The following is a 25,803-nucleotide window of genomic DNA, read 5'->3' as shown; positions in this document are numbered from 1 at the left end:
CGTGCCACGCAAGCGGGCCCACTGGGACTCCGTGCCACGCCAGGACGGCCGGCGCTTCGTCGTGACCGGCGCCAGCGGAGGGCTCGGCAGGGAGACCGCACGGGTGCTGGCCGCGGCCGGCGCGGAGGTCGTGCTCGCGGTGCGCAACCCCGCCAAAGGGGAGCAGGCCGCGGCCGCCATGCGCGGGACGGTGGAGGTGCGCCGGCTCGACGTCGCCGACCTCTCCTCGGTGCGGGAGTTCGCCGCCGAAATCGGCCCGGTCGACGTCCTGGTCAACAACGCCGGCGTGCTGGCCGTGCCGCACGCCATCACCGCCGACGGCTTCGAGACCCACCTCGCCACCAACCACCTCGGTCACTTCGCGCTGGCCAACCTGATGCTGCCGCAGCTCAGCGACCGGGTCGTGGTGATCTCGTCCGACGCCCACCTCCGCGCCGACCTCGACCTCAGCGACCTGACCTGGCAGCGGCGCGAGTACAAGCCGTTCGCCGCGTACGCCACCTCCAAGCTCGCCAACCTGCTCTTCCTCGCAGAGCTGCAACGCCGGCTGACGGCGTCCGGGTCGACGCTGCGGGCGGTCGGCTCGCACCCGGGCTCGACGGCGACGGCGATCACCGCCAACACCGGGAGCGCCTTCAAGACCTGGGTCGGCAGCTGGGGCCACAAGATCGCCGGCATGCCGGTGCAGAAGGGCGCGCTGACGACGTTGTACGCAGCGACCATGGACCTGCCGGGCAACTCGTTCATCGGGCCGGACGGCTTCCTGGAGATGCGCGGCTGGCCGACCGGGGTCGGTCGCAGCCGCGAGGCCAGCGACCCCGACCTGGCGAAGCGGCTGTGGACCGTCTCGGAGGAGCTGACCGGGGTGACCTACCCGCTCTGATCCTCGGTCCCGGAGGTCAGTCGACCGTGACCGACTCGATGTCGACCGGCGTCCGGGGCGGGCCGTCGGGACCACCGTCCGCGGTGCCCTCGTCGGCGATGCCCTTCAGCACCTCGAGCCCGGCGTCGTCGACCGTGCCGAAGACGGTGTAGCTCGCCGGCAGCGGGGTGTCGGCGTACACGAGGAAGAACTGCGAGCCGTTCGTGTCCGGCCCGGCGTTCGCCATCGCGAGGGTGCCGGCGGGATAGGTCTCGGAGCCGGAGAGCTCGTCGTCGAAGGAGTAGCCGGGGCCACCCATGCCGGTCCCGGTCGGGTCGCCGCACTGGAGCACGAAGATCCCGGCGTCGGTGGTCGTGAGCCGGTGGCAGGTCGTGCCGTCGAAGTAGCCCTGCTCGGCCAGCGACACGAACGAGTTGACCGTGCACGGGGTCGTGTCGGCGTCGAGGGTGAGCCCGATGTCGCCCGCGCTCGTCTTCATGGTCGCGCCCACCTCGCCCGAGACCGCCGCGCGGGCCGGCGGCGGGTTCACCTTCTTGGCGGCACCCTGGGCGTCGGCCGGGTAGTCGCACGCGGGCCCGGTCGGGCTGGCGCTGGGGGTGTCCGTGGCGACGTCGGAGTCCGAGTCGCCTCCACAGCCGGCGAGGGTGAACGCGGCGACGACGGCAAGGCCGGCGAACGCGGCACGGGAGCGGGTCAGCATGGACGCGATCGTAGTGACTCAGGTGTTGCGTCCGCGCGCGGACACCGACCAGGGGACCAGTGCGTCGCCGTCGTCCGCCCACAGGGTGTCGGTCAGGTTGACGGCGTTGCAGACGTGGTTGGGGACGACGTCCACGCGGCTGCCGATCGGTGGCAGGGGAGCGCCGCCCAGGTCGACCACCGCGTGGTGCTCCGAGAGCAGCACGATCCGGGCGTCCGGGTGATCGAGCAGCCGCCCCCCGCCGGTGGCGTACGGCGCCCGGTCGGCGCCCAGCGCCTTGCTGCCGGAGTCGAGCACCAGCCGCCCGCCGGCGTGGCTGACGACCGTGGCCCGGCAGGTCAGCGCGATGTCGGAGGGCGCCATCGTGCCGAGCTCCCACTGCTGGGCGTCGCCGAAGACGTAGACACCGGGCCGCAGCTCGGTCAGGAGCGCGGTGTCGCTGTGCGCGAGGCTGGGGGTCGAGCCGCCGCTCACGACGTCCGGCTCCAGCCCGCTCTCGCGCAGCGAGGCGACGGCCGCGGTCAGCGCCCGCGACTCGTCCTCGGCGGAGCTGGCGAGGGCGTCGGGTGCGTAGCTGTGGCCCGGGAACGTGAACACCCCGCGCACCGGCAGCCCGGCCTCCTCGGCCGCGACCGCGAGCGCTCCCGCGTCGGACGGCCGCACCCCGGAGCGGTGGCGGCCGCAGTCGACCTCGACGAGCGCCTCGACTCCCGAGCCCTCGAGGAGCGAGCCGGCCCGGGCGGCCGCCTCGGTGGAGTCGACGCCGATGGCGAGGCGGGCGTGCTGGGCGACCTCCCGCAGCCGGGCAGCGGCCTCGTCGGTGAGCCAGAGCGGGTAGGCGACGAAGACGTCGTCGAACCCGTGCCGAGCGAAGACCTCGGCCTCACCGACGGTCGCGACGGTGATGCCGATCGCGCCGGCGTCGAGCTGCAGCCGGGCGATCTCGACGCACTTGTGGGTCTTCACGTGCGGGCGCAGCGAGACCCCGGCGCCGGCCGCGCGCGCCGCCGTACCGGTGATCGTGCGGTGCAGCCGCGCGACGTCGACCCGGAGGTACGGCGTGGCGGGCTCGGTCACATCTCCTCGTGCGTGTCCGGGTCCCCGCCGAAGAGCCGCCCGGTCGGTCGCCCGAGGGCGGTGATCGCGGCGACCTCGTCGTCGCTGAGCTCGAAGCCGAAGACGTCGAGGTTCTGCCGCTGCCGCTCGGGGGTCGCCGACTTGGGGATCGGGATCGAGCCGAGCTGCACCTGCCAGCGCAGGATCACCTGGCCGGGCGTCACGCCGTGCTTCTCGGCGGCCTCCGCGACGGGCGGCTCGGAGAACGGCGCCTGGCGCTTGCCGAGCGGGCTCCACGACTCGGTCTGGATGCCGTACTTCGTGTTCACGTCACGCATCACCGACTGCGGGAAGTACGGGTGCAGCTCGACCTGGTTGACCGCCGGCGTCACGCCGGTCTCGTCGATGATCCGCTCGAGGTGCTCGGGGGTGAAGTTGGAGACGCCGATCGACCGCACCAGCCCCTGCTCGCGCAGGTCGACCAGGGCGCGCCAGGCCTCGACGTACTGGCCGATCCGCGGGTTGGGCCAGTGGATGAGGTGCAGGTCGAGGTAGTCGAGGCCGAGTCGCTCCAGCGAGCCGTGCACGCTGGCGATCGCGTCGTCGTAGCCGTGGTCGCGCCCCGGGATCTTGCTGGCGACCTGGAGCTGGTCGCGCGGCACGCCGGAGCGCCGGATCGCCTCGCCCACCTCGCGCTCGTTCTCGTAGTTCACCGCCGTGTCGATGAGCCGGTAGCCGTTCTCGATCGCGCTGCGGACCGCCTCGATGCCGTCCTCGTCCTTCAGCGGGTAGGTGCCGAAGCCGATCGCGGGGAGGGTGTGGCCGTCGTTGAGGGTGTGGGTCGGGATGTCACTCGCCATGGGCTCAACGTACTCAGTGCTCGGCAGGAAGGTCAGCGGGTGTCGCCTCGTGGCCGGGCGCCCCGTGGGTGCGCCGGTCCTCCTTCATCCGCGCTTCGTAGAGGTGCCGCCGCCCCGAGGCGAGCTCGTCGCGGGCCGCGCGCTCGAGCTCCTTGAACGTCGCGTAGTAGCCGTCGTCGTACTCCTCGACGATCTGGAAGGTCCAGCGCCCGGGCAGCACGTTGCGCCCGATCAGCTCCCGCTCGATCCGGTCGGCGAGGCCGCCGTGGCCCGCCTCGCGGAGCATCTCGACGGCCTCGCCGGCGGTCAGGTCGGCGGTGCCGGACAGCCGGTGGAACGCGTAGAGGTGGCCGCGCGCCACCTCGACCGCCTCCAGTGCCTCCGAGAGCCTGCCCAGTGCGTCCACGACAGCGGCATCCATGCGGCTCGGGGTACCCACTCGCCGCGCCGGGCACGCCTGCTGCTCGCAGATCGGCCCCGGGAGGGCCACACTTGCGGGCAGTGGGGGACCGACCGCTGCACGGCTGTCGGTGTGCGATCCATGCTGCATCGGGCTCGGGAGGACGAGATGCAGGACTTCCGGACCTGGCGCGCGACCGCTGTGGTGGTCGTCGGCGCGTTGACCCTGCTCATGTCCGGCGTGCTGCCGGCGGGCTCGGCGCGGCACCCGACGGTGAGCGACTCGGCCGGCGTGCTGGCGCTCGACTGGGGTGACCTCGACGCCACCCCCGACGCCTGGCGCGGCAACTACGTGGTGATGCAGCCGTGGGAGCACGCCCGCATCCCGGCGCTCAAGGAGAAGAACCCGCACCTCACCGTGCTCATGTACAAGGACACATCGGCGGCCGTGAAGGTGCCGCACGAGTCCGGCGTCTTCGCGACCGGGGTCTCCTACCAGGAGGCCGCGGAGGCCGGCTGGCTGCTGCACGGCCAGGACGGGCAGATCGTGGAGTGGTCGGACTGGGCGGGTCTCTTCCCGACGGACATCGCCGACCCGGCGTACCAGGACCGCTGGGCCGACAACGTGCTCGCCGAGCTGCGTCGCGGCGACTGGGACGGCGTGATGATGGACGACACCCTGACCTACCTGAGCCACGACACCGCCGGCGGCCGGGTCCCGGTCGAGATCCCGACCGACGCGGCGATGTACGACGCGACCGGGTCCTTCCTGCGCGAGGTGGCGACCCGGATCAAGCGCAACGGCTTCCTGGCCATCCCGAACGTGACCGTCGAGTGGAACACCTGGCGCGACGTGATGACCGACTGGACGCCGTACGTGTCCGGTTGGGAGAACGAGTACGCCGTGAAGTGGGGCCTCGACAGCGCCGGACCCCGGTTCGTGGGGGCCGACTGGCAGTGGAAGATGGAGCTCGCCGCCTGGTGCGCCGACCGCGACGTGCCGCTGCTCTCGGTCACCTACAGCAACCGCGGCGACTTCGGGGCGGTGACGTACAGCAGAGCGACCTGGCTGCTCACCTGGAACGGCCGCACCGGCTCGAGCATGTTCGTCCCGGCGGAGCCGTTCACCGACCACTGGGTGCCGCGCGCCGTCATCGACATCGGCCTTCCCGTCGCGCCGCGCCAGCGGCTGCCCGACGGGACGTGGCGACGCCCGTACACCGCCGGCCTCGTGCTCGTGAACCCGACGACCAGCTGGCACGACGTGCAGTTGGCCCGTGCCTACGAGAAGCCGAGCGGCCGCCGGGTCACCGAGATCGTCCTGCCGCCCCTGTCGGGGGCCGTCCTCCGGCGCTGATCAGCCGGCCAGGACCTGCTCGACCGACACCGCGCCGTGCTCGGCCTCGATCGCGGCGGCCAGCTTGGTGACGTCCTCGTCGGAGACCTCCACACCGGCCTCGCCGAACCCGTCGCGCAGCTCCTTCTCCACCGTGCCCTCGGGCGCGCCGTCCTGGTAGGAGGAGACGCGGTCGACGACCGCCTGCATGGCTTCGCTCTTCTCGTTGCTCATGGGTCCCGCGTACCCAGTGCGCCGCCGGCGTACGCGCGTCCGGCAGGCTGGTCGGGTGACCGCCACCGACGTCCTCGCCTCGATCTGGGACGACGTCGCCGGCACCCAGGCGCCGCTCGATCGCGGCGGTGTGGTCGTCTCGGCCGTGGTCGCCGCGCTCCTGGTGGTCTGCTTCTGGCCGCTGGTGCGACACGTCGTCACGATCGCGCACGAGGGCGCGCACGGGGTGGCCGCGCTGCTTAGCGGGCGCCGGCTGTCGGGCATCCGCCTCCACTCCGACACGTCCGGGCTCACCGTGTCGCGAGGGAAGCCGACCGGCCCGGGCATGGTCGTCACCGCGTTCGCCGGGTACGTCGGGCCCGCGCTGCTCGGTCTCGGCGCGGCGTACCTGCTCAGCCGTCAGCATGCCCTCGCCGTGCTCTGGCTCGCGGTCCTCCTCCTGGCGCTCCTGCTGCTCCAGATCCGCAACTTCTACGGCCTCTACGTCGTCGGCGTCGCAGGACTGGCGGTGTTCGCGGTGAGCTGGTGGGGGAGCGGGGCGCTGCAGACCCTGGTCGCCTACGCAGGCGCCTGGCTCCTCCTGCTGGCCGCGCCACGCCCGGTGGTCGAGCTCCAGCTGCAGCGCCGCCGGGGAGGGGCACGCACCTCGGACGCCGACCAGTTGGCCAGGCTCACCCGCGTGCCCGGGACCGTGTGGGTGCTGGTGTTCGGCGCCGTGACGTTGGCGTGCCTCGTGCAGGGCGGTCGCTGGTTGTGGGCTCCGGCGTAGGGTCGCCGATGTGCGCATCGGTATCCACTACGCGAACTTCTCCCACCCCGACTGGCAGACGCGGCTGGCCGACCGGCTGACCGAGACCGCCCGGGTCGCCGACCAGGGAGGTGCCTCGCTCTTCACCGTCATGGACCACTGGTTCCAGATGGAGAACCTCGGCGGCCCGCCCGAGCCGATGCTGGAGGGCTACACGACGCTCGGCTACCTCGCCGGCCAGACCGAGAACGTCCGCCTGAGCCTGCTCGTCACGGGCACGACGTACCGCTATCCCGGGTTGCTCGCCAAGATCGTCACGACCCTCGACGTGCTGTCCCGGGGTCGGGCGATGCTCGGCATCGGTGCCGCGTGGTACGACCGGGAGCACGCCGGTCTGGGGGTCACCTTCCCGTCGACCAGCGACCGCTTCGAGTGGCTCGAGGAAACCCTCCAGATCTGCAACCAGATGTGGAGCGACGACGACGGCCCCTACCAGGGCAAGCACTTCCAGCTCGCCGAGACCGTCTGCGTGCCGCCCCCGGTGCAGCAGCCGCACCCGCCGATCCTGATCGGCGGCAGCGGGGAGAGGAAGACGCTGCGGATGGTGGCGCAGTACGCCGACGCCTGCAACCTCTTCGGCGAGAGCCCCGACGTGGTCCGCCACAAGCTCGAGGTGTTGCGCGGCCACTGCGACGACCTGGGCCGCGACTACGACGCGATCGAGAAGACGATGATCGCGATGGCCGACCCGGTTGCCGACCGCGACGGCTTCGTGCGGTCCATGGAGGAGTACGCGGCGCTCGGCATCTCCCTCGTCACGCTGATGCCGCCCACCGACGACCCGGTCGGCTGGACCACCGCGGTCTGCGAGGACGTGCTTCCGCGGCTGGCCGAGATCTGAGCAGGACGCTAGACGACCTTGGTGCCGTACATCTCGCCGAGCGGGTCGGCGATCAGCTCCAGCCGCGCGCCGTCGGGGTCGCGGAAGTAGATCGAGGTGCCGCTCTCGCTGATGTACTGGATGCCGGCCTCGTCGAGCTTGGCCTTGAGGTGCTGCCACCGCGCCGGCTCGACCGAGATCGCCAGGTGGTGGAGGCCGCCGATCACCTCGGCGTACGGCCCGAGGTCGAGGCCCGGGAAGTCGAAGAACGCGATCAGGTTGCCGTTGCCGATGTCGAAGAAGAAGTGGCTGGAGCCCGCGTAGTCGCGGTTCTCGATGATCTCCGTGAGCGGGAACTCCAGCAGCTCCTGGTAGAACCGCACGGTCCGCTCGACGTCGCCGCTCACCAGGGCGACGTGATGCAGGCCGCGGGCCGACGGCGCCGGCCGGGAGGACTCGGGGGAGAGGTACGTCGCGCGGATCCGCTCCCGCTGGGTGTGCACGGCTGCCAGGTCGGTCATGAGGAGACGCTACCCCCGGTCAGTCGGCGTCCGGAACGTCGGCGAACGTGTCCGGCCGGTGCAGCCAGGTGATGTGGTCGCGGGGCCAGAGCACCGCGAAGACCCGGCCCACGACGAGGTCCTCGTCGATGTACTCGTCACCGGGGACGCAGCCCGCCTCCTTCGGCGCGCACAGGTGGAAGCTCGAGTCCGCGGAGTCCGCGCGGTTGTCGCCCATCACGAAGAGCTTGCCGTCGGGCACCGGGCCGGCCGTCCAGTCGCAGTCGCCGGGGCCCTCGGGGCCGCGGCAGTCCTCGGAGTCGGGGTTGTTGACGAAGTCGTCCTCGTCGAGCGGGTAGCCGTTGACCGACAACCGGCCCTGGTCGTCGCAGCAGACGATGGTGTCACCGGCGACGCCGATCACCCGCTTCACGAGGTGGCCGCCAGCGGGGTAGAGGCCGATCTTGGACATCACGGTCGGGATCGCACCGACCGGCCCGACCTTGTCCTCCTGCAGCCAGTCGCCGGGGTCCTGGAACACCACGACGTCGCCGCGCTGCGGGGTCCCGCCGAACCAGTAGGACGGCTTCTCGACCAGGATCCGGTCGTTCTTCACCAGCCCGGGGACCATCGAGGGCGACGGGATGTAGAACGCCTGCACGAAGAACGTCTTGAGCACCAGCGCCAGGGCGACGGCGATGACGAGCAGCAGGATGGTCTCCTGCCAGAGCGGCCGGTGCGGCTTCTTGGTCTTCGCCGTCCCCGAGCCGTCCGTCGTCACGGAGCCGAGCCTAGACGCTGGGTGACCGCCGCGAGGCAAGGCGTACCCCGAGCGCGACGAGCGCGCCCAGGCCCACGACCAGGAAGGTGCCCCACCAGCGCAGCGGACCCGAACCCTCGTCGGCGGTCGTGACCCGGCTCGCTGGGGCGACCGCGGAGGTCGCCCGGAGGTCGGGCGGGTCGCCCGCGGGGTTCACCGTCGCCTCACCGCCGGGGTCGACCCGGTAGTCGACGCGGGCCATGATCGGGTGGAGGTCCACGGCGACCACGTGGAAGGCCGCGACGTACGCGCCGGACTGGTCGGAGTCGCGCAGCAGCTGGGTGACGTAGCGGCCCTCGACGACGGGGTCACCCGCCGTCAGCGACTGCCCGTCGGGCGCGACCACGGCCACGTCCACCTGCGGCGCGACCTCGGCGCTGAACTCGATGGTGATCCGGTCGGGCGCCGCGACGAGCACCTGACCGGGGGCGGGCCAGGCGGCCACGGCCGTCGCGTGGGCGTCGCCCGGCGCCGCCGGCAGGAGGACCAGCAGCACCGCACCCGCCATCGCCGCCAGCGCTCCTGCGCGACGTCGCCACCGGCGGGTCCGGTCGGGCACGGTCAGCCGCGCCGGTGCGCGTAGGGGAGTCGTGCGGTCGACTGTGGGTGGATCCGCCAGTAGTAGACCTGGCCCGCCTGGAGCAGGGTCGGGCTCACCGTGTTGGCACGGGTCTGCGGCACCCCGCGGGCCGCGAGCGCCGCGTTGCGGGCGGCGTACTCGGCGTGCAGGTAGTCGCCGCGCTTGAAGAGTCGCACCGCGACGGCCTTGAACTCCTGGTAGTTCGCGTAGCGGCGGTGGAACTTCCGGTCCGGCGTGGTGCGGCCGTCGGCGCTCTCGGAGGCGAGCAGGCGGCTGAGCGCCTCCTGCCCGGCCAGCAGGTACTCCGCCACGTGGCCGCGCTGGAGCTGGTCCTGGTCCTCGACCTCGTAGGGGCGGTAGTCCATCGCGTACGTCGTCGGCGCGGCCGAGACGTCCATGACCCAGCCGAGCCCGGCCCAGTAGCACTTCCACTCGCCGGCGTTCGGCCCGCCCTCGGGGCAGCGCTCCACGCCGTACGACCCGTCGTGCGGGTGGGAGAGGCCGAGGTTGTGGGCGGCCTCGTGCTCGATCGTGTAGCTGAAGCCGGTGCCGGTCTCCTGGGTCGGCGAGCAGGGGAGGAGCGAGACCTTGTCGCCGTCCTGGTTCACCGACGGGTCGTAGACGGGGTAGTTGGCCGCGCAGGACTTGAAGCGGTCGTTCACGTTGTTGAACACGCCCCACGCGTTGCCGTCGGCGCCGGCGAGCGCGATGCCGCCGACGATCGCCGGGAGCGCCCACGTGTAGGCCTTCTCGAAGGTCATGTTCAGTGAGGGCACGGTGCCGAGGCCCGGGACGACATCGGCCATACCCCTGCGGTGGGCGTCGATGTAGTCGCGGATGATGTCGGTGTTCACCGAGTCGTCGTACGTCGCGCCCAGCAGGCCGGAGGCCTTCGCCTTCTCGATCTGGTTCTGGAACTCCGTCAGGTCGATGGTCGAGCCGTCGCTGTTGGTCTTGATGACGTGCTCGCCGTCGTAGAGCGGTTCAGGCACCAGGTCGACGTCGGCGCCGCTCTGGCGGACGTGGTACTCGGGCGCCGGCAGGTCGGCGTACTTGGGTGACGTGTCGAGCGAGCCGGTCCTCTTGCCGGTCTCGGGGTCGTAGAGCGGGATGACCTCGCCCTTGCGGCCCACCCAGCGCACGTAGGGCATCGCCGACGAAAGCCAGCGCAGCGTGTCGTCGTGGGTCTTCTTCTTCACCGAGTCGATCTTGTAGAGCTTGCTCGGGTTGGTCCACCAGCTGCCGTAGTCGCCGGAGACCGGGGCGCCGTTGACCCACTGCGGCCGGGAGTAGAAGTCGGTGAAGTTGGTGGTCGCCAGCCAGTAGACGTCGCCCTGGGGGATCGGTCGGTAGAGGTAGCCGGCGGTCGAGCGGAAGAACAGGCCGTACGAGACGTCGCGCGCGAGGCGGGGGAACATCGTGCACGGCGTCGGGTCGCCCAGGTAGTCGGGAGCGCTCGCCGGGCAGGGGTCCTGCTGCCACTGGGGGTCGTTCTCGTACTGCCACACCGGCGGGTCGCCCATCGGGAAGTCGCTGGACATGGCGTCGGCACCCTTGCTCAGCCAAGCGGCGCTCTCGTAGTTGTTGGGCGCCGCACCGATGTCGAAGAAGTGCCAGCGGTAGCGGCCGCCCCAGGTGCGGGCGAAGTCGACGCCCGACCACCCGTCGGTGTCGGGGTCGGTGACCCGCCACGAGCCGCCCTCAGCGACGGGCTTCTGGATGATCTGGCCGTCGATCACCTTGTCGGTGGTCCACGTGTGGTACGCCGTCGGCCGGAAGTGGGAGGCCGCCCAGGGCGGGGTGAAGGTGTCGAGGAAGAGGTAGGTGCTGCCCTTGTTGACGCCCTGGGGCATCCGGTCGAGGTCCAGCCCGTGCTTGTCGTAGTAGGGGTCGTGGTAGCCCGGCGTGTCCTGGAGGATCCGCGCGCTGGCGCACTTCTTCGTGTCGAGGTCACGGAAGGCGCAGGCCCACTTCTCGTCGGTCCGGGACTTCCACATCCAGTCCTCGACGGCGTAGGCGTCGACCATGTCGACCTTGCTCGGGTCGGCGACCTGGTAGTCGATGCCGGACTTGTCGACGAGGCGGTACTGGCCGAACGACTCGTCGTACTTCACGAGCTGGGCGGTCATGGTCGGGTCGTGGAACGTCTGGTCCTGGGCCGTGTGCTTCCTCGCGGTCGCGAACAGCGCCTGGCTGTAGGCCTTGGTGGCCGCGTAGACGTGCACGTCGTACCGGAAGCGGGTGCCGAGGAAGTAGGGGTCCTGGCCGGCGGCGAAGGCGCCGCGGTTCCAGTTCAGCAGGCCGGAGGCGGTGCTGAGGAGACCGTCGGGGCTGGGGGCCCCGGCGACGTTGGCGACCGTGGGCTGGTACTGGCTCGGGAGCCACTTCTTCAGCTCGGCGACCTGCTCCTTGGTCGGCGTCCGCCCGACGAACACCACCCGGAGCGGGTACTTCACCGTCAGGTCGTCCATGAGGGTGTCGCGGTTCTCGGGCAGCGTCATCGCCGTGACGAGCTTCTGGCTGGTCAGCGACACGGTGCCGGAGTACGTCGTGGCCGGGAGCGCCGCGAAGCTGACGGCGGTGACGGTGTAGTCGCCGGGCGGGAGCTGCCCGAGCGTGGTCTCCTCGCTGGTGCCGCCGCTGCTCGCCGACTGGGAGACGAGCGCGCCCTGGGCGTCGTACACGTAGAGGTCGAGGTCGGCGCTGGAGTCGGTCCAGTCGATCCGCGCCGAGAGCGAGCCGCTGTGGCTCTTCCAGAAGGTGGCCGGGATCGTCAGGTGCAGTGTCTCGGAGTCGCAGGTCACGCCTTCGGCGCACGCCGACGGGTCGAGGGCGCCGGTGCCGGCGAAGGTGCCGGTCCACGTGGCCTTCTGGGTCACCGGCTTCGTCGAGTCGGCCGGGGGAGCGCCCAGGGTGGACTCGTTCGGGTCCGCCGCCGAGGCGACCTGGCCGCCCTGGACCGGGAGGAGGAGTGCGAGTGCCGTGCCGAGCGCGAGAGCGGCGCCCAGGGCCGCGCGCCGCTGGTACCTGAACATGTCGACCGCCTTGGTGGCCTCGTGGGCCTCGTCGAAACCTGCGTGGGTGCCTGTCGCAACGATCAGCGTTGCCGAGCGGTTACGGCGCGAAACCAGCGCGACCGGGCGGTCTGGACCAAGGCCGACCCCAGGTGCGGACGAGTTGCTCGGGTTCGACCGGCTCCGCGCGGGGAAGAACCCGGGGCATGGATGCACGTAGGACGGTCATCGCCACCACCACGGCGGTGCTGCTCGCGGCCTGCCTGTCCGCCTGCTCGGGTGGCGACGCCGAGCCCCGAGCCCGAGTCGGAAGGTGCCTCGTCCGCTGCGCCGGCCGAGGATCCGGAACCGGACTGGTTGACCGGGCAGGACTGGGTCGACGAGCCGCTCGGGGACGAGCTGGACATGGTCAAGACCCTCGCTCAGCCGACGTACCGGTCCGAGTCCGTCTCCGCCGAGGTGCAGGCGGCGTTCACCGACGACGTGGTCCTCTTCGGAGACACGCACGCCAACCTCTACGAGCTGGATCGCGCCACCGGTGAGCTGGTCTGGCACGTCGCGATGCGGTCCGCCCTTCCCGGCGGGGACACGGTCTGCGACCTGGTGGTCCCGTCGCCGACGGCGACCACGGTCGTGCTCAACCACGGCGGCGGCGAGCTGTGCGGCAACTTCACGGCGTACGACCTCGAAACGGGAGAGGTGGTCGATGAGTACGCCTCGCTGCCGGAGGGGTCGGCAGGCTTCGGGCTCGCGAGCAACTCGTCGCTGTGGAGGCTGGGGGAGCGCGTCTACTGGCTCGACTCCGGCGGGCAGCTACAGGTGCTCGAGGACGACGGGAGCTCGAGCAGCGTGGGCGAGCTGCCCGCCTTGCTGCCGGGCCGGCGTGACTACTCGGTCAGCGCCCTCCAGCTGATCCCCGGCACGGACGTCTTCATGGTGCGCTACCGCGAGCACAGCGACGGGAGCTCCCGCGGTGGCCCGGACGACCGCAACGGTGGCCTTCTCGGCTTCCGGGTCGTCGACGACAGCCAGGTCGAGGAGGTGTGGCACCGCCCCCTGCGCTCGCTGACGGACGAGGCGAACTCACCCGGGCACCGAGGCCACTACCTCTACCTCAGTGACGAGCTCCCCGGCACCGTGCAGGACATGGCGGTGCGGGGCGGCCCGAAGCTCTTCCGCCTCCGCGGAGTCGACGCCGAGACCGGTGACCTGCAGAACCCGGGGGTGCTGGTCCGCGCCGACAGCATGCGGCCCGGCGGGCCGGGGATGCCCGGTTTCGCGGAGTACTACGGGCCCACGCAGGTGCTGGTCGCAGGGGAGGGCGACGTCTTCTCTCCGTTCGAGCTGTCCGACCACGTCGGTTTCACCTCCCTGGTGCGCTACGACCTGGCGACGGGTGCGGCGATCTGGCGGTGGCAGGTGCCGAAGGCGCTCCGGGCGGTGGCCGCGCCGAGCATGGACGTCGTGTCGATCACGCCGGACCGCAGCAGCGTCTACGTCCGCACCTCGGTCGACTACGACAACCGGATCTGGGAGATCGACTACGAGACCGGTCAGCCGCGCCGACACTGGACGCTGCCGGCCACGGGCGCCTATCGGTACGCCATGGACTTCGCCGAGACGTACCTCGACGACGGCGATGTGCTCCAGGTCAACCGGTACGGCTCGCCCGACGACCGCGTCCTCGCGGCGCTGCTGAGGACGGGCGACTGACGTTCTTCGGAGAAGCGGGGAGCGCCAGATGTCCAACAGTTGACATAATGTCAGTTATCGGCACAATATTCACGCTCAGACTGGCCCCGCTCCGACGTACGCCGCGAGGTACTCCCCGGTGAGCGTGGCTCGCTTCCGGACCAGCTCTGCGGGCGTTCCCTCGAAGACGACCGTGCCGCCGTCGTGGCCGGCGCCCGGGCCGAGGTCGATGATCCAGTCGGCGTGCGCCATCACGGCCTGGTGGTGCTCGATGACAACGACCGACTTGCCGGAGTCGACCAGGCGGTCGAGCATCGCGAGCAGGTTGTCGACGTCGGCCAGGTGCAGGCCCGTGGTCGGCTCGTCGAGGACGTAGACGTCGCCCTGGTCTGCCATCTGGGTGGCCAGCTTGAGCCGCTGGCGCTCACCACCGGACAGCGTCGGGAGCGGCTGGCCGATCGTCAGGTAGCCCAGGCCGACCTCGGCGAGCCGGGCCAGGATCTTGTGGGCGGCCGGGAGGCTCGCCTCGCCATCGGCGAAGAACGTCTCGGCGTCGCTGACGGACATCTCGAGCACCTCGTTGATGTCCTTGCCGCCGAGCTGGTGGACGAGGACGTCGGCCTGGAACCGTTTGCCCTCGCAGACCTCGCAGGTGGTGGCGACGCCGGCCATCATCGCCAGGTCGGTGTAGATGACACCGGCGCCGTTGCAGTTCGGGCAGGCGCCCTCGGAGTTGGCGCTGAAGAGCGCCGGCTTCACGCCGTTCGCCTTCGCGAACGCCTTGCGGATCGGGTCGAGCAGCCCGGTGTACGTCGCGGGGTTGCTGCGGCGCGAGCCCTTGATGCCGGACTGGTCGATCGACACCACGCCGTCGCGGCCCTCGACGGAGCCGCGGACCAGCGAGCTCTTGCCGGAGCCGGCGACGCCGGTCAGGACGACCAGCACGCCGAGCGGGATGTCCACGTCGACGTCTCGGAGGTTGTTGGTCGTGGCGCCGCGGACCTCCAGCGCACCCGTCGGCGCGCGGACGTCGTCCTTGAGCGACGCGCGGTCGTCGAGGTGGCGTCCGGTCGTCGTGCCGCTGGTGCGCAGCTCCTCGACGGTGCCCTCGAACACCACCTCTCCCCCGGCGGACCCGGCGCCCGGGCCGAGGTCGACGACGTGGTCGGCGATCTCGATCATCTCCGGCTTGTGCTCGACGACGAGCACGGTGTTGCCCTTGTCGCGTAGCTGCAGCAGCAGAGCGTTCATCCGGGCGATGTCGTGTGGATGCAGGCCGATGGACGGCTCGTCGAAGACGTACGTCACGTCGGTGAGCGAGGAGCCGAGGTGGCGGATCATCTTGGTGCGCTGCGCCTCGCCGCCGGACAGCGTGCCCGCGGGCCGGTCGAGCGAGAGGTAGCCGAGCCCGATGTCCACGAACGAGTCGAGGGTCTCCCCCAGCGACTTCAGCAGCGGCGCGACCGACGCGTCGTCGATGCCGCGCACCCAGTCGGCCAGGTCGCTGATCTGCATCGCGCAGGCGTCGGCGATGCTGACGCCTTGGATCGTGGAGGACCGGGCGGCCTCGTTGAGCCGGGTGCCGCCGCAGTCGGGGCAGGTCGTGAACGTGATCGCCCGCTCCACGAAGGCGCGGATGTGCGGCTGCATCGCCTCGACGTCCTTGGCCAGGAACGACTTCTGGATCTGCGGGATGAGCCCGGCGTACGTCAGGTTGATCCCGTCGACCTTGATCTTGGTCGGCGCCCGGTAGAGGAGGTCGCCCAGCTCCTTCTCGGTGAACGTGCCGATCGGCTTGTCGGGGTCGAAGTAGCCGCAGCCGCGGTAGATGCGGCCGTACCAGCCCTCCATGCTGTAGCCCGGGATCGTGAGCGCGCCCTCGTTGAGCGACTTCGAGTCGTCGTACAGCGCGGTCAGGTCGACGTCGCTGACCGAGCCGCGGCCCTCGCACCGCGGGCACATCCCGCCGGTGATGCTGAAGCTGACGCGCTCCTTGACCTCCCGACCGCCCTTCGAGTGCTTCACCGCGCCCGACCCGCTCACGGACGCGACGTTGAAGGAGTACGCCTGGGGCGAGCCGATGTGGGGCTCGCCCAGCCGGCTGAAGACGATCCGCAGCATCGCGTGGGCGTCGGTGGCCGTGCCGACCGTGGAGCGCGGGTTGGCCCCCATCCGCTCCTGGTCGACGAGGATCGCCGTGGTCAGCCCCTCCAGCACGTCGACGTCCGGGCGCGCGAGCGTCGGCATGAAGCCCTGCACGAACGAGCTGTAGGTCTCGTTGATCAGCCGCTGCGACTCCGCCGCGATGGTGCCGAAGACGAGGGAGCTCTTGCCCGAGCCGGAGACCCCGGTGAACGCCGTCAGCCTCCGCTTCGGGATCTCGACCTGGACGTCCTTGAGGTTGTTGACCCGCGCGCCGTGCACGCGGATCCGGTCGTGGTGGTCGGGCCCGGTCATCGGGCGGGGTCGGCGGGCAGGTCCGCGAACGCCGTCGTGGTGGCCGGGCGCCGGGTCGGCGTCCTCATCTCAGCGCACCTCCTGGATGCGCACCATGTTGCCCGCGGGGTCACGGAAGGCGCAGTCGCGGATGCCGTACGGCTGCTCGGTCGGCTCCTGCACGACCTCGGCGTCGGTGGCCTGGACCTTGTCGAACACGCCGTCGAGGTCCGCGGTGGCGAGCATGATCCAGCCGTAGGTGCCCTTGGCCATCATCTCGGCGATGGTGGTGCGCTCGTCCTCGGTGATCCCCGGGTCGGCGGCGGGCGGGCCGAGGAGGATGCACGTCTCGGGCTGGCCGGCCGGGCCGACCGTGATCCAGCGCATCGTGCCGCTGCCGACGTCGGTGCGGACCTCGAAGCCCAGGGCGTCGCGGTAGAAGGCCAGCGAGGCCTCCGGATCGGCGTGCGGAAGAGCCGTGGTGTGGATGGTGATGTCCATGCCGCTCACGCTAGTAGCCGGTCCGCCGCCGGTGCTTCTCCATTCCTGATCGATCTGGCCCGGACCGGTCGCGTGACCTGCTTGACGACGCACTGCGGCAGGGTCGCCGAGCCGTGCACGGCGTCGCGCCGGTAGGTGCTGGGCGGCATGCCGACCAGCTCCGTGAAGCGGGTGCTGAAGGTGCCCAGCGACTGGCAGCCGACGGCGAAGCACACCTCGGTGACGCTGAGGTCGCCCCGACGCAGCAGCGCCATCGCGCGCTCGATGCGCCGCGTCATCAGGTAGGAGTACGGCGACTCGCCGTACGCCGCCCGGAACTGGCGGCTGAGGTGTCCGGCCGAGATGTGCACGCCCCTCGCCAGCGCCTCGACGTCCAGCGGCTGGGCGTACTCCCGGTCGATCCGGTCGCGCACCCGGCGCAGCACGGCGAGGTCGCGCAGGCGCTGCTCCGAGACGGGACCGGTCACCCGAGAAAGCGTGCCACAGTCACTCGAGGCCGGAGAGCTCGTCGCCACAGGCGGTGGCGTCGTCGGTGGCCTCCGTGACGACCCAGCCGCCCTGGGACGTCCTGCTCACCGAGACCCACCAGCCGTCCCCGGCGTCGTTCTCGATGACCACCTGGTCGGGCTCCGGGTCTCCGGAGTCGACCTGGGTCCAATCCTCGTCCGGGGGTTCCGACAGCCCCTCGTGTCGCTGGAGCCAGGTCTCGAGCGCCGCGATCGGCGACCCTTCACCCCGGCCGTCCAGGTCGGGGTGGTAGCTCTGACCCCCGCAGTCGTCGTCGCCCGAGCAGGCGGTGAGGCCCAGCGTCACGGCGAGCAGGCCCGTCAGGAGCCACCGGATCGTCACCGCGACAGCATGTCAGCGACTCCCCTGCTCGTCAGGAGAACGCGCCCGGCGGCGTCGACCCCTGGCCCGTTCGGACTACGTCGCAGTGACCCGTACGGGGCATTGTCGGGCGTTCCGCACACCCGCGCCCGTCCACCTCTTTACCTTCGAGACGATGTATCCGCCGGCCGCGACCGGTCTCCTCCGAGCTGGGGTGTTGTCCACCGGGCTGAGGGCCTCGCGGGTGCGGGTCGTCCTTGGGGGGCATCATCCGAAGCGCGGGAGGAGGTAGAGCTATGTGGGACACCGTCCAGACCAACGCGGTGCACTTGTCGCATGACATGCCGTGCCCACAGTGCGGGCACGCCCTCCACACCTACCTTGCGTGTGGAGACTCCTGCGACTGTGTGCCGGCGCGCGTGCCCGGCAGGTCCGCAGACCTCGTGACCGTCTGAGTCACACCACACGCACCACCGCTGCACACCCGACCCCCCTCCGGAGCGTCGGCTGAGCGTCGTCTCGGCGTCTCAGGCGACTCGGGTCGGCGGTCGCCACCCCGCTTGAGCACGGGCCGTTCCTGGCGACCGTCGACCTGCCCCCACCGCCTCCGACCGAGCGGCGCGCTCAGCCGATCGGGTCGACGGCCGCGACCCGCCTGAGGGCCGGCAGGTCCGCGCGTCCGGTGACCTCACCGGCCGACCACCACATCCGCAGGCCCTCCGGGCAGAACTCCAGCACGGCGAGGTTGTTGTCGAACCAGGGTCCCTGGGTCACGGCCCACCGGATCGGCTCCAGCGGGACCCGGCCCGAGAGCGACATCAGCCGGCCGCCCATCCCGGACACGCGCCGGGATGCGGCCGTCATGAAGCGCTTCATGTACGGCGGCAGCGGGTTGCGGATCGGCGAGCACACCGCCTGGAGGATCCGGCTCGCGACCACGCCGTCGCGCGGCCACGCCTCGGCCACGTAGCTGTGGTGCACGTCGCCGGACAGGAACGTGATCGTCCGTGGTGCCCGGCCCCGCTTGCCGGCCGCCACCTCGAGGACGATCTCGGCCACGTCGCGGAAGCCCTGCTGGAACGCCGCCCAGTGCTCCAGGTCGGCGGCGGTGCGCGCCTTCTCCCCCAGCCACATCCCGGGCTTCGCCCAGGCGCCCTGGGCGATCGACTCGCTGAACGACTCGATGTGGTGGAGCCCGGGCGCGAGCAGGAACGGCAGCGAGGTGCCGATCAGCAGGTGGTCGACGTCGCCCTGCAGCTGGGCGTCGAGCCACATCAGCTCGCCGTCGTCGAGCATCGAGCGGTGCTCCGGCTCCAGCACCCGGGCCGCGCGCGAGTCCACGACCACCAGCCGCGCCTGGGTGTCGAAGTCGCGCGCGTAGCTCCACCGGTAGGTCTCGGGGTGCTGGTCGGCACGGTCGGCGAGCGCGTCCAGCGCGGCGGTCACGTCGAGCTCACCGTCCCCGTCGTACGACGTGATCCGCCGCCACAGCTCGTCGGCGGCGCGGTCGTCGTGGCCGAGGTTGCCGAGGTGCTGGTAGACCCAGTACGACGCCAGCCCGCCGACGACCCGGTCGTGCCACCAGTCGGTGGCCTCCATCTCCTGGCGCCAGGTCCAGCTGGTGTTCCAGTCGTCGCGGATGTCGTGGTCGTCGAAGATCATCGCGCTCGGGAGGGTCGAGAGCAGCCACCGGTTCGCCGGGTCCTGCCACGCGAGCGCGTAGAGGTGCGCGTACTCCTCGAAGTCCTGGAGCTCGTACCACGGTGCCTGCTCGGGGTCGCGGCGCTGCTCGATGAACTCGCGCATCGCCTCGCTGGTCTCGTCGGCGTACACCTGGTCGCCGAGGAAGAGCACCAGGTCGGGCCAGCGCTCCTCGTCGGTGGAGCTGCCCTCGGTCAGCCCGGCCATGAAGAGCGCGTAGGCGCGCAGCGCGTCGACGCCGAACTCGGCGTTGCCCCGCTCGTCGTGCGGCACGCTCACGCGGCACGACCCGAACGCCATCCGCAGCGGCTTGCCCTCCCGGAGCGTCGGGATGACCGGCTCGGGGAAGTCGGAGAGCTCCGGAGCCGACGACGGCCACACCCGTTCGCCGTCGACGTCCACGACGTACGGCGTCCTGGTCCCCGGCTCGAGGCCGTCCAGCTCGACCAGGGCGTAGTGGTGGCCGTGCGCGCCGAAGGTCCGGGCCGAGGCGCGGTGCTCCCCCGCCGTGACGGTGACGACGGCGGCGGTCGCCGTCTCCACCCAGATCGTGGCCGAGGTGTGGTCGACGTGACGCAGCAGGGGGCCGAGAACGAGGTCGGTCATGGAGTCGAACCTACGTGGGATCTACGATCTGACCATGGCGACTCCCGTCCGGCGCCCCAGCGCCTCCGTCCCGGCCACCCCCACCTCCGGTTACACGCCCGCGGCCCCCGTGCCCGTCGTCGCGCCGTTCGGCTGGATCCTCGCGCTCAGCGCGGGGATCGGCCTGGTCCTCGCGACCTGGGTGCTCTACCCCATCGACTACGACGGCATGTGGGCCGGCTACCGCGACGGGATCATCGGCACGCTGGTGATCATCGCCGCCATGTGGCTGCGTTCCAGCCTGCCGGCCGCCCCGGCACTCGGGCTGATCGGGCTGTGCGGGGTGGCCGCGGTGCTGTTCGCGGTCTTCCTCGACAACTCGACCAAGGTCTTCGTGGCCGAGCTCGCCGCCGGCATCGTGATGCTGGTGAGCGCGGCGTTCCAGGCCAGCGCGCTGCGCGACTAGCCTCGAGCGGCCGCGGCCGCGGCTAGGGCTCGATCAGCACCTTGATCGCGCGCCGCTCGTCCATCGCCCGGTAGCCGTCGGCGACCTGGTCGAGCGGCAGCGTGCTGTCGAAGACCAGGCCGGGGTCGACCGCGCCCGACAGCACCAGCTCGAGCAGCTCGGGCAGGTAGCGGCGCACCGGCGCCATCCCGCCGGCCAGGCCGACGTTGTGCTGGAACATCCGGCGCACCGGCAGCTCCACCCCGTGGGGCACGCCGACGAAGCCGACCATCGAGCCCGGACGCGCGATCGCGAACGCCGTCTTCATCGCCTGGTCGGTGCCGACGCACTCGAGCACGGCGTCGGCCCCCACGCCGCCGGTGATCTCCTCGATGGCGGCGGCGCCCTCCCGGTCGCGCTCGGCGACGACGTGGGTGGCGCCGAACGCACGGGCCACCTGCTGGCGGGACTCGTGGCGCGACATCGCGACGATGGTCTCGGCGCCCATCACGTGGGCGGCCAGGACGCCGCAGAGGCCGACCGCGCCGTCGCCGATGACGACCGCGGAACCGCCCTTGCGGACACCGGCCGACACCGCGGCGTGCCACCCGGTCGGGAACACGTCGGTGAGGGTGAGCAGCGACGGGATCAGCGACGCGTCGGGCATGCCGTCGGTCTTCACGAGGCTGCCGTCGGCCTGGTGGACCAGCGAGTACTCGGCCTGGCCGCTCTCGGTGAAGCCGAGGTTCTCGCAGACCGACTGGGCGCCGAACAGGCAGTGCGGGCAGGTGTTGTCGCAGTGGCAGAACGGCACGACGACGAAGTCCCCGGGCCGGAACGACCGGACGTCGGAGCCCACCTCCTCGACGATGCCGACGCACTCGTGGCCGATCGTCTGCCCCGGCGTGATCTCGTTCTCGCCGCGGTAGGGCCAGAGGTCGGAGCCGCAGACGCAGCCGGCGACGACCTTGACGATCGCGTCGGTCGGTGCGGTGATCGTCGGGTCGGGGACATCGGATACCCGGATGTCCCGGGTGGCGTGGAGGGTGGTGGCGCGCATGCCGCCATCCTGACAGGAGGGCCCGCCGCCCCGCTCCCCCGGCACCGACACCGGGCTCCGGTGTTGTTGCGTTATCTCATATGTGAGTTACCGTGGATCGCATGATCGAGGGATACAAGAACCGCATCGGGAACCTCATCCGGGACGCCCGCAAGCACCGGGGCCTGACCCAGCACCAGCTCGCCGACCTGCTCGGCACCAGCCAGAGTGCGATCAACCGGATCGAGAAGGGCCACCAGAACCTCTCGCTGGAGATGCTCGCCCGCATCGGCGCGGCCCTCGACTCCGAGATCGTCGCCCTCGGGGCCGGTCCCACGCACCTGCGGGTCAGCGGCCCGACGACGCTGTCCGGCACCATCGACGTCAAGACCTCGAAGAACGCCGGCGTCGCGCTGCTCTGCGCCACCCTCCTCAACCGCGGCCGCACCACGCTGCGCAAGGTGGCCCGGATCGAGGAGGTCAACCGCCTGCTCGAGGTGCTCACCTCGCTGGGCGTCCAGTGCCGGTGGCTGAACGACGACAACGACCTCGAGATCGTCCCGCCCAAGGAGCTCGACCTCGACCACGTCGACGCCGAGTCGGCCCGTCGTACCCGCTCGATCATCATGTTCCTCGGCCCGCTGCTGCACCGCGCCGACGTGTTCGAGCTGCCGTACGCCGGCGGCTGCGACCTCGGCACCCGCACCGTCGAGCCGCACATGGCCGCGCTGCGCCCGTTCGGGCTGGAGATCAAGGCCACCGACGGCATGTACCACGCCCAGGTGAACCGCGCGGTCGAGCCGCACCGCCCGATCGTCCTCACCGAACGCGGTGACACCGTCACCGAGAACGCCCTGATGGCCGCGGCGCTGCACCCCGGCACCACGGTGATCCGCAACGCCTCGTCGAACTACATGGTCCAGGACCTGTGCTTCTACCTGCAGCGCCTCGGCGTCACCGTCGAGGGCGTCGGCACCACCACGCTGACCATCACCGGCCTCGAGGACATCGACGTCGACGTCGACTACGCACCCAGCGAGGACCCGATCGAGGCGATGTCGCTGCTCGCCGCCGCGATCGTCACGAAGTCCGAGATCACCATCCGCCGGGTGCCGATCGAGTTCCTCGAGATCGAGCTCGCGCTGCTCGAGGAGATGGGCCTCCAGTACGACCGCTCCGAGGAGTACGTCGCGCTCAACGGCCACACCCGTCTGGTCGACCTGACGACCAAGTCCTCGAGCCTGCACGCGCCGCTCGACAAGATCCACCCGATGCCCTTCCCGGGCCTCAACATCGACAACCTGCCGTTCTTCGCGGTCATCGCGGCCGTCGCCGAGGGCCAGACCCTCCTGCACGACTGGGTGTACGAGAACCGGGCGATCTACCTCACCGACCTCAACAAGCTCGGCGCCAAGGTCAAGCTGCTCGACCCGCACCGGGTGATGATCGAAGGCCCGACCAGCTTCACCGGCACGGAGCTCGTCTGCCCGCCGGCGCTGCGCCCGGCCGTGGTGATCCTGCTCGCGATGCTCGCCTCGAAGGGCACGTCCGTGTTGCGCTCGACGTACGTCATCCACCGCGGCTACGAGGACCTCGCCGAGCGGCTCAACCAGCTCGGCGCCACGATCGAGACGTTCCGGGACATCTGAGCGCGCCTCGACCGAGCTTGCGAGGGCGAGGAGATCCGCGCCAGGTCGAGTAGCCCCGCGGCCGACGAAGGAGGACGCGACGGGCGTATCGAGACCACGACTGGGTCTCGATACGCGGGTCGCGAGCTCGTCCCTCGCCCGCGCCGCTACTCGACCTGATGACTGGGTCCGAGCCCTCGCAGGCTCGGGCTCGGGTCATTCAAACAGCGTCTCCACCCAGGCCCGGGGCGGGGCCTTGCCGACCGGCGGGGCGGCCATGTCGGCGGTGATCCGGGGCATCGGCGCGGTGTGCTGACCGGCATGCCGGTGCCAGTCGCTCTCGGACTCGATGAGCGCACCGAGGTCGGGCCGGGCCAGGAAGACGCCGTGTCCGTCGGGACACAGGCTGACCTCGCCCTCACCCAGGGACGAGCTGATGGACCGGGTGAGCATTTCGGCGCCGCAACGAGGACAAGTCAGGCTCTCCATGCGACGACGCTACCGCCCCCGGGGTGAGCCCGACCGGACGCACGCCGCGCCGTCGGGGAATACTGCACCCGTGACCTCGCCCCGCACCGGGTTCGCCTACCTGGACACGGTGCTCGACCCGCCCGGCTCCGTGCTGGCGTTCGCGCATCGCGGCGGCGCCTACCACCCCGAGATCGAGGGCCTGGAGAACACCCTGGCCGCGTTCCGGCACGCGGTGGCGCTCGGGTACGACTACCTCGAGACCGACGTCCACGTGACGCGCGACGGCGTCCTGCTCGCCTTCCACGACAGCCTCCTGGACCGGGTGACCGACCGGAAGGGCGAGATCGCGACCCTGACGTACGCCGAGGTCCGCGAAGCGCGGGTCGGGGGTCGCGAGCACGTGCCCACGCTGGCCGAGCTCTTCGACGCCTTCCCGGGCGCCCGCTTCAACATCGACATCAAGTCCGAGGGCGCGGTGCCGGTCCTGGCCGACTTCGTGGCCGCCCGCGAGGCGTGGGACCGGGTCCTGGTCGGGTCCTTCGCCCAGAGCCGGATCGACCTCTTCCGGGAGCTCACCCACGGCCGGGTCGCGACCTCCGCGACGCTGCGGGAGATCGGGCTCTTCCGGTTCCTCCCGAGCGCCCGGCTGGCCGGGTGGCTGACCCGCAACCGGTTCGCGGCCTTCCAGGTGCCGCCACGCCGCGGCCGGCTCACCGTCGTCACGCCCGGCTTCGTACGCCGGGCGCACGCGGCCGGCAAGCACGTGCACGTGTGGACCGTCGACGAGTCCGGCGCGATGCACGACCTCCTGGACCGGGGCGTCGACGGCGTCTTCACCGACCGGACGGACATACTCAGGACCGTGCTGACCGAGCGCCACGCGTGGCGCGGACCGCGGAGGGACGACGCATGACCGCAGCGGGGACGAGCGGTGTGGCCGATCTGGGGCCCCTCGAGCGGGCCCGTGAGCAGAAGGCCTGGTACTGGTACGACTGGGCCAACAGCGCGTTCGTGACGACCACCGCGGCGGTCCTCTTCGCGCCGTACCTCACCTCGGTCGCCGAGAAGGCCGCCTGCGGTCGGGCCACCGACGAGGACCTCGGCTACAAGTGCACGACCGATCTCCACGTCCTCGGGCTCAGCCTGTCGGCCGGCTCGCTGGTGTTCTACATCGTCACCGCCGCGACGATCCTGTCCGCGCTGGTGCTGCCGGTCGTCGGCGCGGTCGCCGACCGCAGCTCGAACAAGCCGAGGCTGCTCGGCGGCTTCGCCTGGGCCGGAAGCCTGATGGCGATGCTGATGTTCTTCGTCGCCGGCTCCGCCTGGCAGCTGGGCGCGGTCCTGCTGCTCCTCGCGACGCTGTTCCTGGGCGCGAGCCTGGTCGTCTACGACGCCATGCTGGTCGACATCGCGGACCCCGACGAGCGCGACCGGGTGTCCTCGCGCGGCTGGGCCCTGGGCTACCTGGGCGGCGGCCTGCTGCTGGCCGTCAACTTCGGCCTGCTCACGGTGATGAGCGACCACACCGAGCTGGCGGTCCGCATCAGTCTGCTCAGCGCCGGCCTCTGGTGGGCGGCGTTCACGATCATCCCGGTGCGCGGGGTCCGCGCCCGTCCCCCGGTCAACACCGTCGCCGAGCCCGGCGGCCTGGTGTCGGCGAGCTTCGGCCAGCTCTGGACCACGCTGAAGGACCTGCGCCGCTATCCCGTCACGATGACGTTCCTGCTCGCCTACCTCTTCTACAACGACGGCATCCAGACCGTCATCTACGCCGCGTCCGTGTACGGCGAGAAGGAGCTGGGCTTCGAGAAGAGCACTGTCCTGCTCGCCTTCCTCGTGGTGCAGTTCGTCGGGATCGGCGGTGCCCTCTGGTTCGGTCGGGTCGCGCGCCGGCGCGGTGCCTACCGGGTGATCCTCGTCGGGCTGATGGTCTGGCTGGTGGTCGTCGTCGCGGGCTGGCTGACCCCGGACGAGAACCTGCCGCTGTTCCTGCTCCTCGCGGTGGCGATCGGCGTGGTGCTCGGCGGGACGCAGGCGCTCTCCCGGTCGTTCTACAGCCAGCTCATCCCGCGCGGCCGCGAGGCGGAGTACTTCTCGCTCTACCAGGCGTGCGAGCGCGGCACGAGCTGGATCGGGACGCTGATCTTCGGCCTGGTCCACCAGTGGACCGACTCCTATCGGCCCGCGCTGCTGGCGCTCATGGTCCTCTTCGTCATCGGCATCGTCCTGCTCTCGCGCGTCGACCCCCGAAGGGGCATCGAGGAGGCGGGCAACACGGCCCCGGCGGTCGTCTGACGGTGAGCGCGGCTATACCGGGGTTTTGCCGGAATTGTGGACCCCCCTCTACCGTTGAACTGATTGAGACGGCATTGCGATGGGTACACGAATCCCTGATATCGGTGTCATGAACACCGGTGTTGTCCGTCTCGGTCAGGCAATTCGGGGGAAACAAGATTCGGGAGGTGGC

General features: G+C 71.1%; 25 protein-coding genes. 9 read left to right on the top strand and 16 right to left on the bottom strand.

Going from position 1 to position 25,803, the window contains the following annotated elements; genetic code table 11:
- Position 1: 1 nt before the first annotated feature.
- Positions 2 to 883 carry an oxidoreductase gene (locus tag PD653B2_RS03570; protein ID WP_085870949.1) on the top strand — a complete coding sequence of 294 codons (882 nt, stop codon included), beginning with the start codon at positions 2 to 4 and terminating at the stop codon, positions 881 to 883.
- A gap of 16 nt (positions 884 to 899) precedes the next feature.
- Here the strand turns inward: PD653B2_RS03570 and PD653B2_RS03565 are convergent, their stop codons facing one another.
- Genes PD653B2_RS03565 through PD653B2_RS03550 form a run of 4 tightly spaced genes read right to left on the bottom strand, consistent with a single transcriptional unit; the run spans position 900 to position 3,920 of the window.
- Complete coding sequence (locus tag PD653B2_RS03565; protein ID WP_085870948.1) at positions 900 to 1,583, bottom strand: peptidylprolyl isomerase; 684 nt, start codon at positions 1,581 to 1,583, stop codon at positions 900 to 902.
- Positions 1,584 to 1,601: 18 nt separating this feature from the next.
- Positions 1,602 to 2,660 (bottom strand): alanine racemase, encoded by a 1,059-nt coding sequence (locus tag PD653B2_RS03560; RefSeq protein WP_085870947.1) that lies wholly within the window; start codon positions 2,658 to 2,660, stop codon positions 1,602 to 1,604.
- The gene (locus tag PD653B2_RS03555; protein WP_085870946.1) at positions 2,657 to 3,499 is read right to left on the bottom strand and encodes an aldo/keto reductase; all 843 of its coding nucleotides are present in this window, start codon (positions 3,497 to 3,499) and stop codon (positions 2,657 to 2,659) included. The genes PD653B2_RS03560 and PD653B2_RS03555 overlap by 4 nt, the downstream gene beginning before the upstream one ends.
- Before the next feature lie 13 nt (positions 3,500 to 3,512).
- Positions 3,513 to 3,920: a hypothetical protein gene (locus PD653B2_RS03550; RefSeq protein ID WP_085870945.1), complete on the bottom strand. Its 408-nt coding sequence runs from the start codon at positions 3,918 to 3,920 to the stop codon at positions 3,513 to 3,515.
- Between the two features lie 120 nt (positions 3,921 to 4,040).
- Here PD653B2_RS03550 and PD653B2_RS03545 point away from each other — a divergent pair, with 120 nt between their 5' ends.
- Positions 4,041 to 5,255: a putative glycoside hydrolase gene (locus PD653B2_RS03545; RefSeq protein WP_085870944.1), complete on the top strand. Its 1,215-nt coding sequence runs from the start codon at positions 4,041 to 4,043 to the stop codon at positions 5,253 to 5,255.
- Here the strand turns inward: PD653B2_RS03545 and PD653B2_RS03540 are convergent, their stop codons facing one another.
- Positions 5,256 to 5,468 (bottom strand): hypothetical protein, encoded by a 213-nt coding sequence (locus PD653B2_RS03540; protein WP_085870943.1) that lies wholly within the window; start codon positions 5,466 to 5,468, stop codon positions 5,256 to 5,258.
- Positions 5,469 to 5,523: 55 nt separating this feature from the next.
- On the opposite strand from PD653B2_RS03540, the gene PD653B2_RS03535 reads away from it, so the two are divergent.
- Together PD653B2_RS03535 and PD653B2_RS03530 are read left to right on the top strand one after the other, a co-directional pair.
- Entirely contained in the window at positions 5,524 to 6,237 is a 714-nt protein-coding gene (locus tag PD653B2_RS03535) for a M50 family metallopeptidase (RefSeq protein WP_207559257.1), read from the top strand.
- A 10-nt stretch (positions 6,238 to 6,247) separates the two neighbouring features.
- Positions 6,248 to 7,117: an LLM class F420-dependent oxidoreductase gene (locus PD653B2_RS03530; RefSeq protein WP_085870941.1), complete on the top strand. Its 870-nt coding sequence runs from the start codon at positions 6,248 to 6,250 to the stop codon at positions 7,115 to 7,117.
- 8 nt (positions 7,118 to 7,125) lie between these two features.
- Here the strand turns inward: PD653B2_RS03530 and PD653B2_RS03525 are convergent, their stop codons facing one another.
- From PD653B2_RS03525 to PD653B2_RS03510, 4 genes are read right to left on the bottom strand one after another with little or no spacing between them, the layout of a single operon-like run.
- Positions 7,126 to 7,617 (bottom strand): VOC family protein, encoded by a 492-nt coding sequence (locus PD653B2_RS03525; protein ID WP_085870940.1) that lies wholly within the window; start codon positions 7,615 to 7,617, stop codon positions 7,126 to 7,128.
- Between the two features lie 19 nt (positions 7,618 to 7,636).
- Positions 7,637 to 8,377, bottom strand: coding sequence for a signal peptidase I (gene lepB / locus PD653B2_RS03520; RefSeq protein WP_242665120.1), 741 nt, complete (start codon positions 8,375 to 8,377; stop codon positions 7,637 to 7,639).
- 10 nt (positions 8,378 to 8,387) lie between these two features.
- Complete coding sequence (locus tag PD653B2_RS03515) at positions 8,388 to 8,975, bottom strand: copper resistance CopC family protein (RefSeq protein ID WP_133058891.1); 588 nt, start codon at positions 8,973 to 8,975, stop codon at positions 8,388 to 8,390.
- 2 nt (positions 8,976 to 8,977) lie between these two features.
- Entirely contained in the window at positions 8,978 to 12,031 is a 3,054-nt protein-coding gene (locus PD653B2_RS03510; RefSeq protein WP_085870937.1) for a FimB/Mfa2 family fimbrial subunit, read from the bottom strand.
- Between the two features lie 258 nt (positions 12,032 to 12,289).
- Here PD653B2_RS03510 and PD653B2_RS03505 point away from each other — a divergent pair, with 258 nt between their 5' ends.
- Positions 12,290 to 13,723 carry a PQQ-binding-like beta-propeller repeat protein gene (locus PD653B2_RS03505; protein WP_165763311.1) on the top strand — a complete coding sequence of 478 codons (1,434 nt, stop codon included), beginning with the start codon at positions 12,290 to 12,292 and terminating at the stop codon, positions 13,721 to 13,723.
- A gap of 75 nt (positions 13,724 to 13,798) precedes the next feature.
- Here the strand turns inward: PD653B2_RS03505 and PD653B2_RS03500 are convergent, their stop codons facing one another.
- From PD653B2_RS03500 to PD653B2_RS03480, 5 genes are all read right to left on the bottom strand, one after another.
- Positions 13,799 to 16,159: an ATP-binding cassette domain-containing protein gene (locus PD653B2_RS03500; RefSeq protein ID WP_085870935.1), complete on the bottom strand. Its 2,361-nt coding sequence runs from the start codon at positions 16,157 to 16,159 to the stop codon at positions 13,799 to 13,801.
- 69 nt (positions 16,160 to 16,228) lie between these two features.
- Positions 16,229 to 16,639 carry a VOC family protein gene (locus tag PD653B2_RS03495; protein ID WP_085870991.1) on the bottom strand — a complete coding sequence of 137 codons (411 nt, stop codon included), beginning with the start codon at positions 16,637 to 16,639 and terminating at the stop codon, positions 16,229 to 16,231.
- A gap of 5 nt (positions 16,640 to 16,644) precedes the next feature.
- A complete protein-coding gene (locus PD653B2_RS03490) occupies positions 16,645 to 17,106 on the bottom strand; it encodes a helix-turn-helix transcriptional regulator (RefSeq protein ID WP_085870934.1) in 462 nt (153 codons plus the stop codon).
- Positions 17,107 to 17,125: 19 nt separating this feature from the next.
- Positions 17,126 to 17,488, bottom strand: coding sequence for a hypothetical protein (locus PD653B2_RS03485; RefSeq protein ID WP_085870933.1), 363 nt, complete (start codon positions 17,486 to 17,488; stop codon positions 17,126 to 17,128).
- A 603-nt stretch (positions 17,489 to 18,091) separates the two neighbouring features.
- Entirely contained in the window at positions 18,092 to 19,774 is a 1,683-nt protein-coding gene (locus PD653B2_RS03480; protein WP_085870932.1) for an alkaline phosphatase D family protein, read from the bottom strand.
- A gap of 34 nt (positions 19,775 to 19,808) precedes the next feature.
- Between PD653B2_RS03480 and PD653B2_RS03475 the strand changes: the two genes are divergently transcribed.
- On the top strand, positions 19,809 to 20,219 hold the full coding sequence (locus PD653B2_RS03475; protein ID WP_133058890.1) for a hypothetical protein: 411 nt from the start codon (positions 19,809 to 19,811) through the stop codon (positions 20,217 to 20,219).
- 22 nt (positions 20,220 to 20,241) lie between these two features.
- On the opposite strand, the gene PD653B2_RS03470 is transcribed toward PD653B2_RS03475, so the two are convergent.
- Complete coding sequence (locus tag PD653B2_RS03470) at positions 20,242 to 21,258, bottom strand: zinc-dependent alcohol dehydrogenase family protein (protein WP_085870930.1); 1,017 nt, start codon at positions 21,256 to 21,258, stop codon at positions 20,242 to 20,244.
- A 101-nt stretch (positions 21,259 to 21,359) separates the two neighbouring features.
- On the opposite strand from PD653B2_RS03470, the gene PD653B2_RS03465 reads away from it, so the two are divergent.
- Positions 21,360 to 22,886, top strand: a complete 1,527-nt coding sequence (locus PD653B2_RS03465) for a UDP-N-acetylglucosamine 1-carboxyvinyltransferase (protein ID WP_085870929.1) — start codon at positions 21,360 to 21,362, stop codon at positions 22,884 to 22,886.
- A 195-nt stretch (positions 22,887 to 23,081) separates the two neighbouring features.
- Here the strand turns inward: PD653B2_RS03465 and PD653B2_RS03460 are convergent, their stop codons facing one another.
- Positions 23,082 to 23,354, bottom strand: a complete 273-nt coding sequence (locus PD653B2_RS03460) for a zf-TFIIB domain-containing protein (RefSeq protein ID WP_085870928.1) — start codon at positions 23,352 to 23,354, stop codon at positions 23,082 to 23,084.
- Between the two features lie 70 nt (positions 23,355 to 23,424).
- Here PD653B2_RS03460 and PD653B2_RS03455 point away from each other — a divergent pair, with 70 nt between their 5' ends.
- Both PD653B2_RS03455 and PD653B2_RS03450 read left to right on the top strand, forming a co-directional pair.
- Complete coding sequence (locus PD653B2_RS03455) at positions 23,425 to 24,249, top strand: glycerophosphodiester phosphodiesterase (protein ID WP_242665119.1); 825 nt, start codon at positions 23,425 to 23,427, stop codon at positions 24,247 to 24,249.
- A complete protein-coding gene (locus PD653B2_RS03450; protein WP_085870990.1) occupies positions 24,246 to 25,631 on the top strand; it encodes an MFS transporter in 1,386 nt (461 codons plus the stop codon). The genes PD653B2_RS03455 and PD653B2_RS03450 overlap by 4 nt, the downstream gene beginning before the upstream one ends.
- Positions 25,632 to 25,803 lie beyond the last annotated feature (172 nt).

This window comes from Nocardioides sp. PD653-B2 (assembly GCF_002117935.1).
Classification (GTDB): Bacteria; Actinomycetota; Actinomycetes; order Propionibacteriales; family Nocardioidaceae; genus Nocardioides.
The sequence above is the reverse complement of the archived record's forward strand: the minus strand, read 5'-3'. Positions and strand labels throughout refer to the sequence as shown.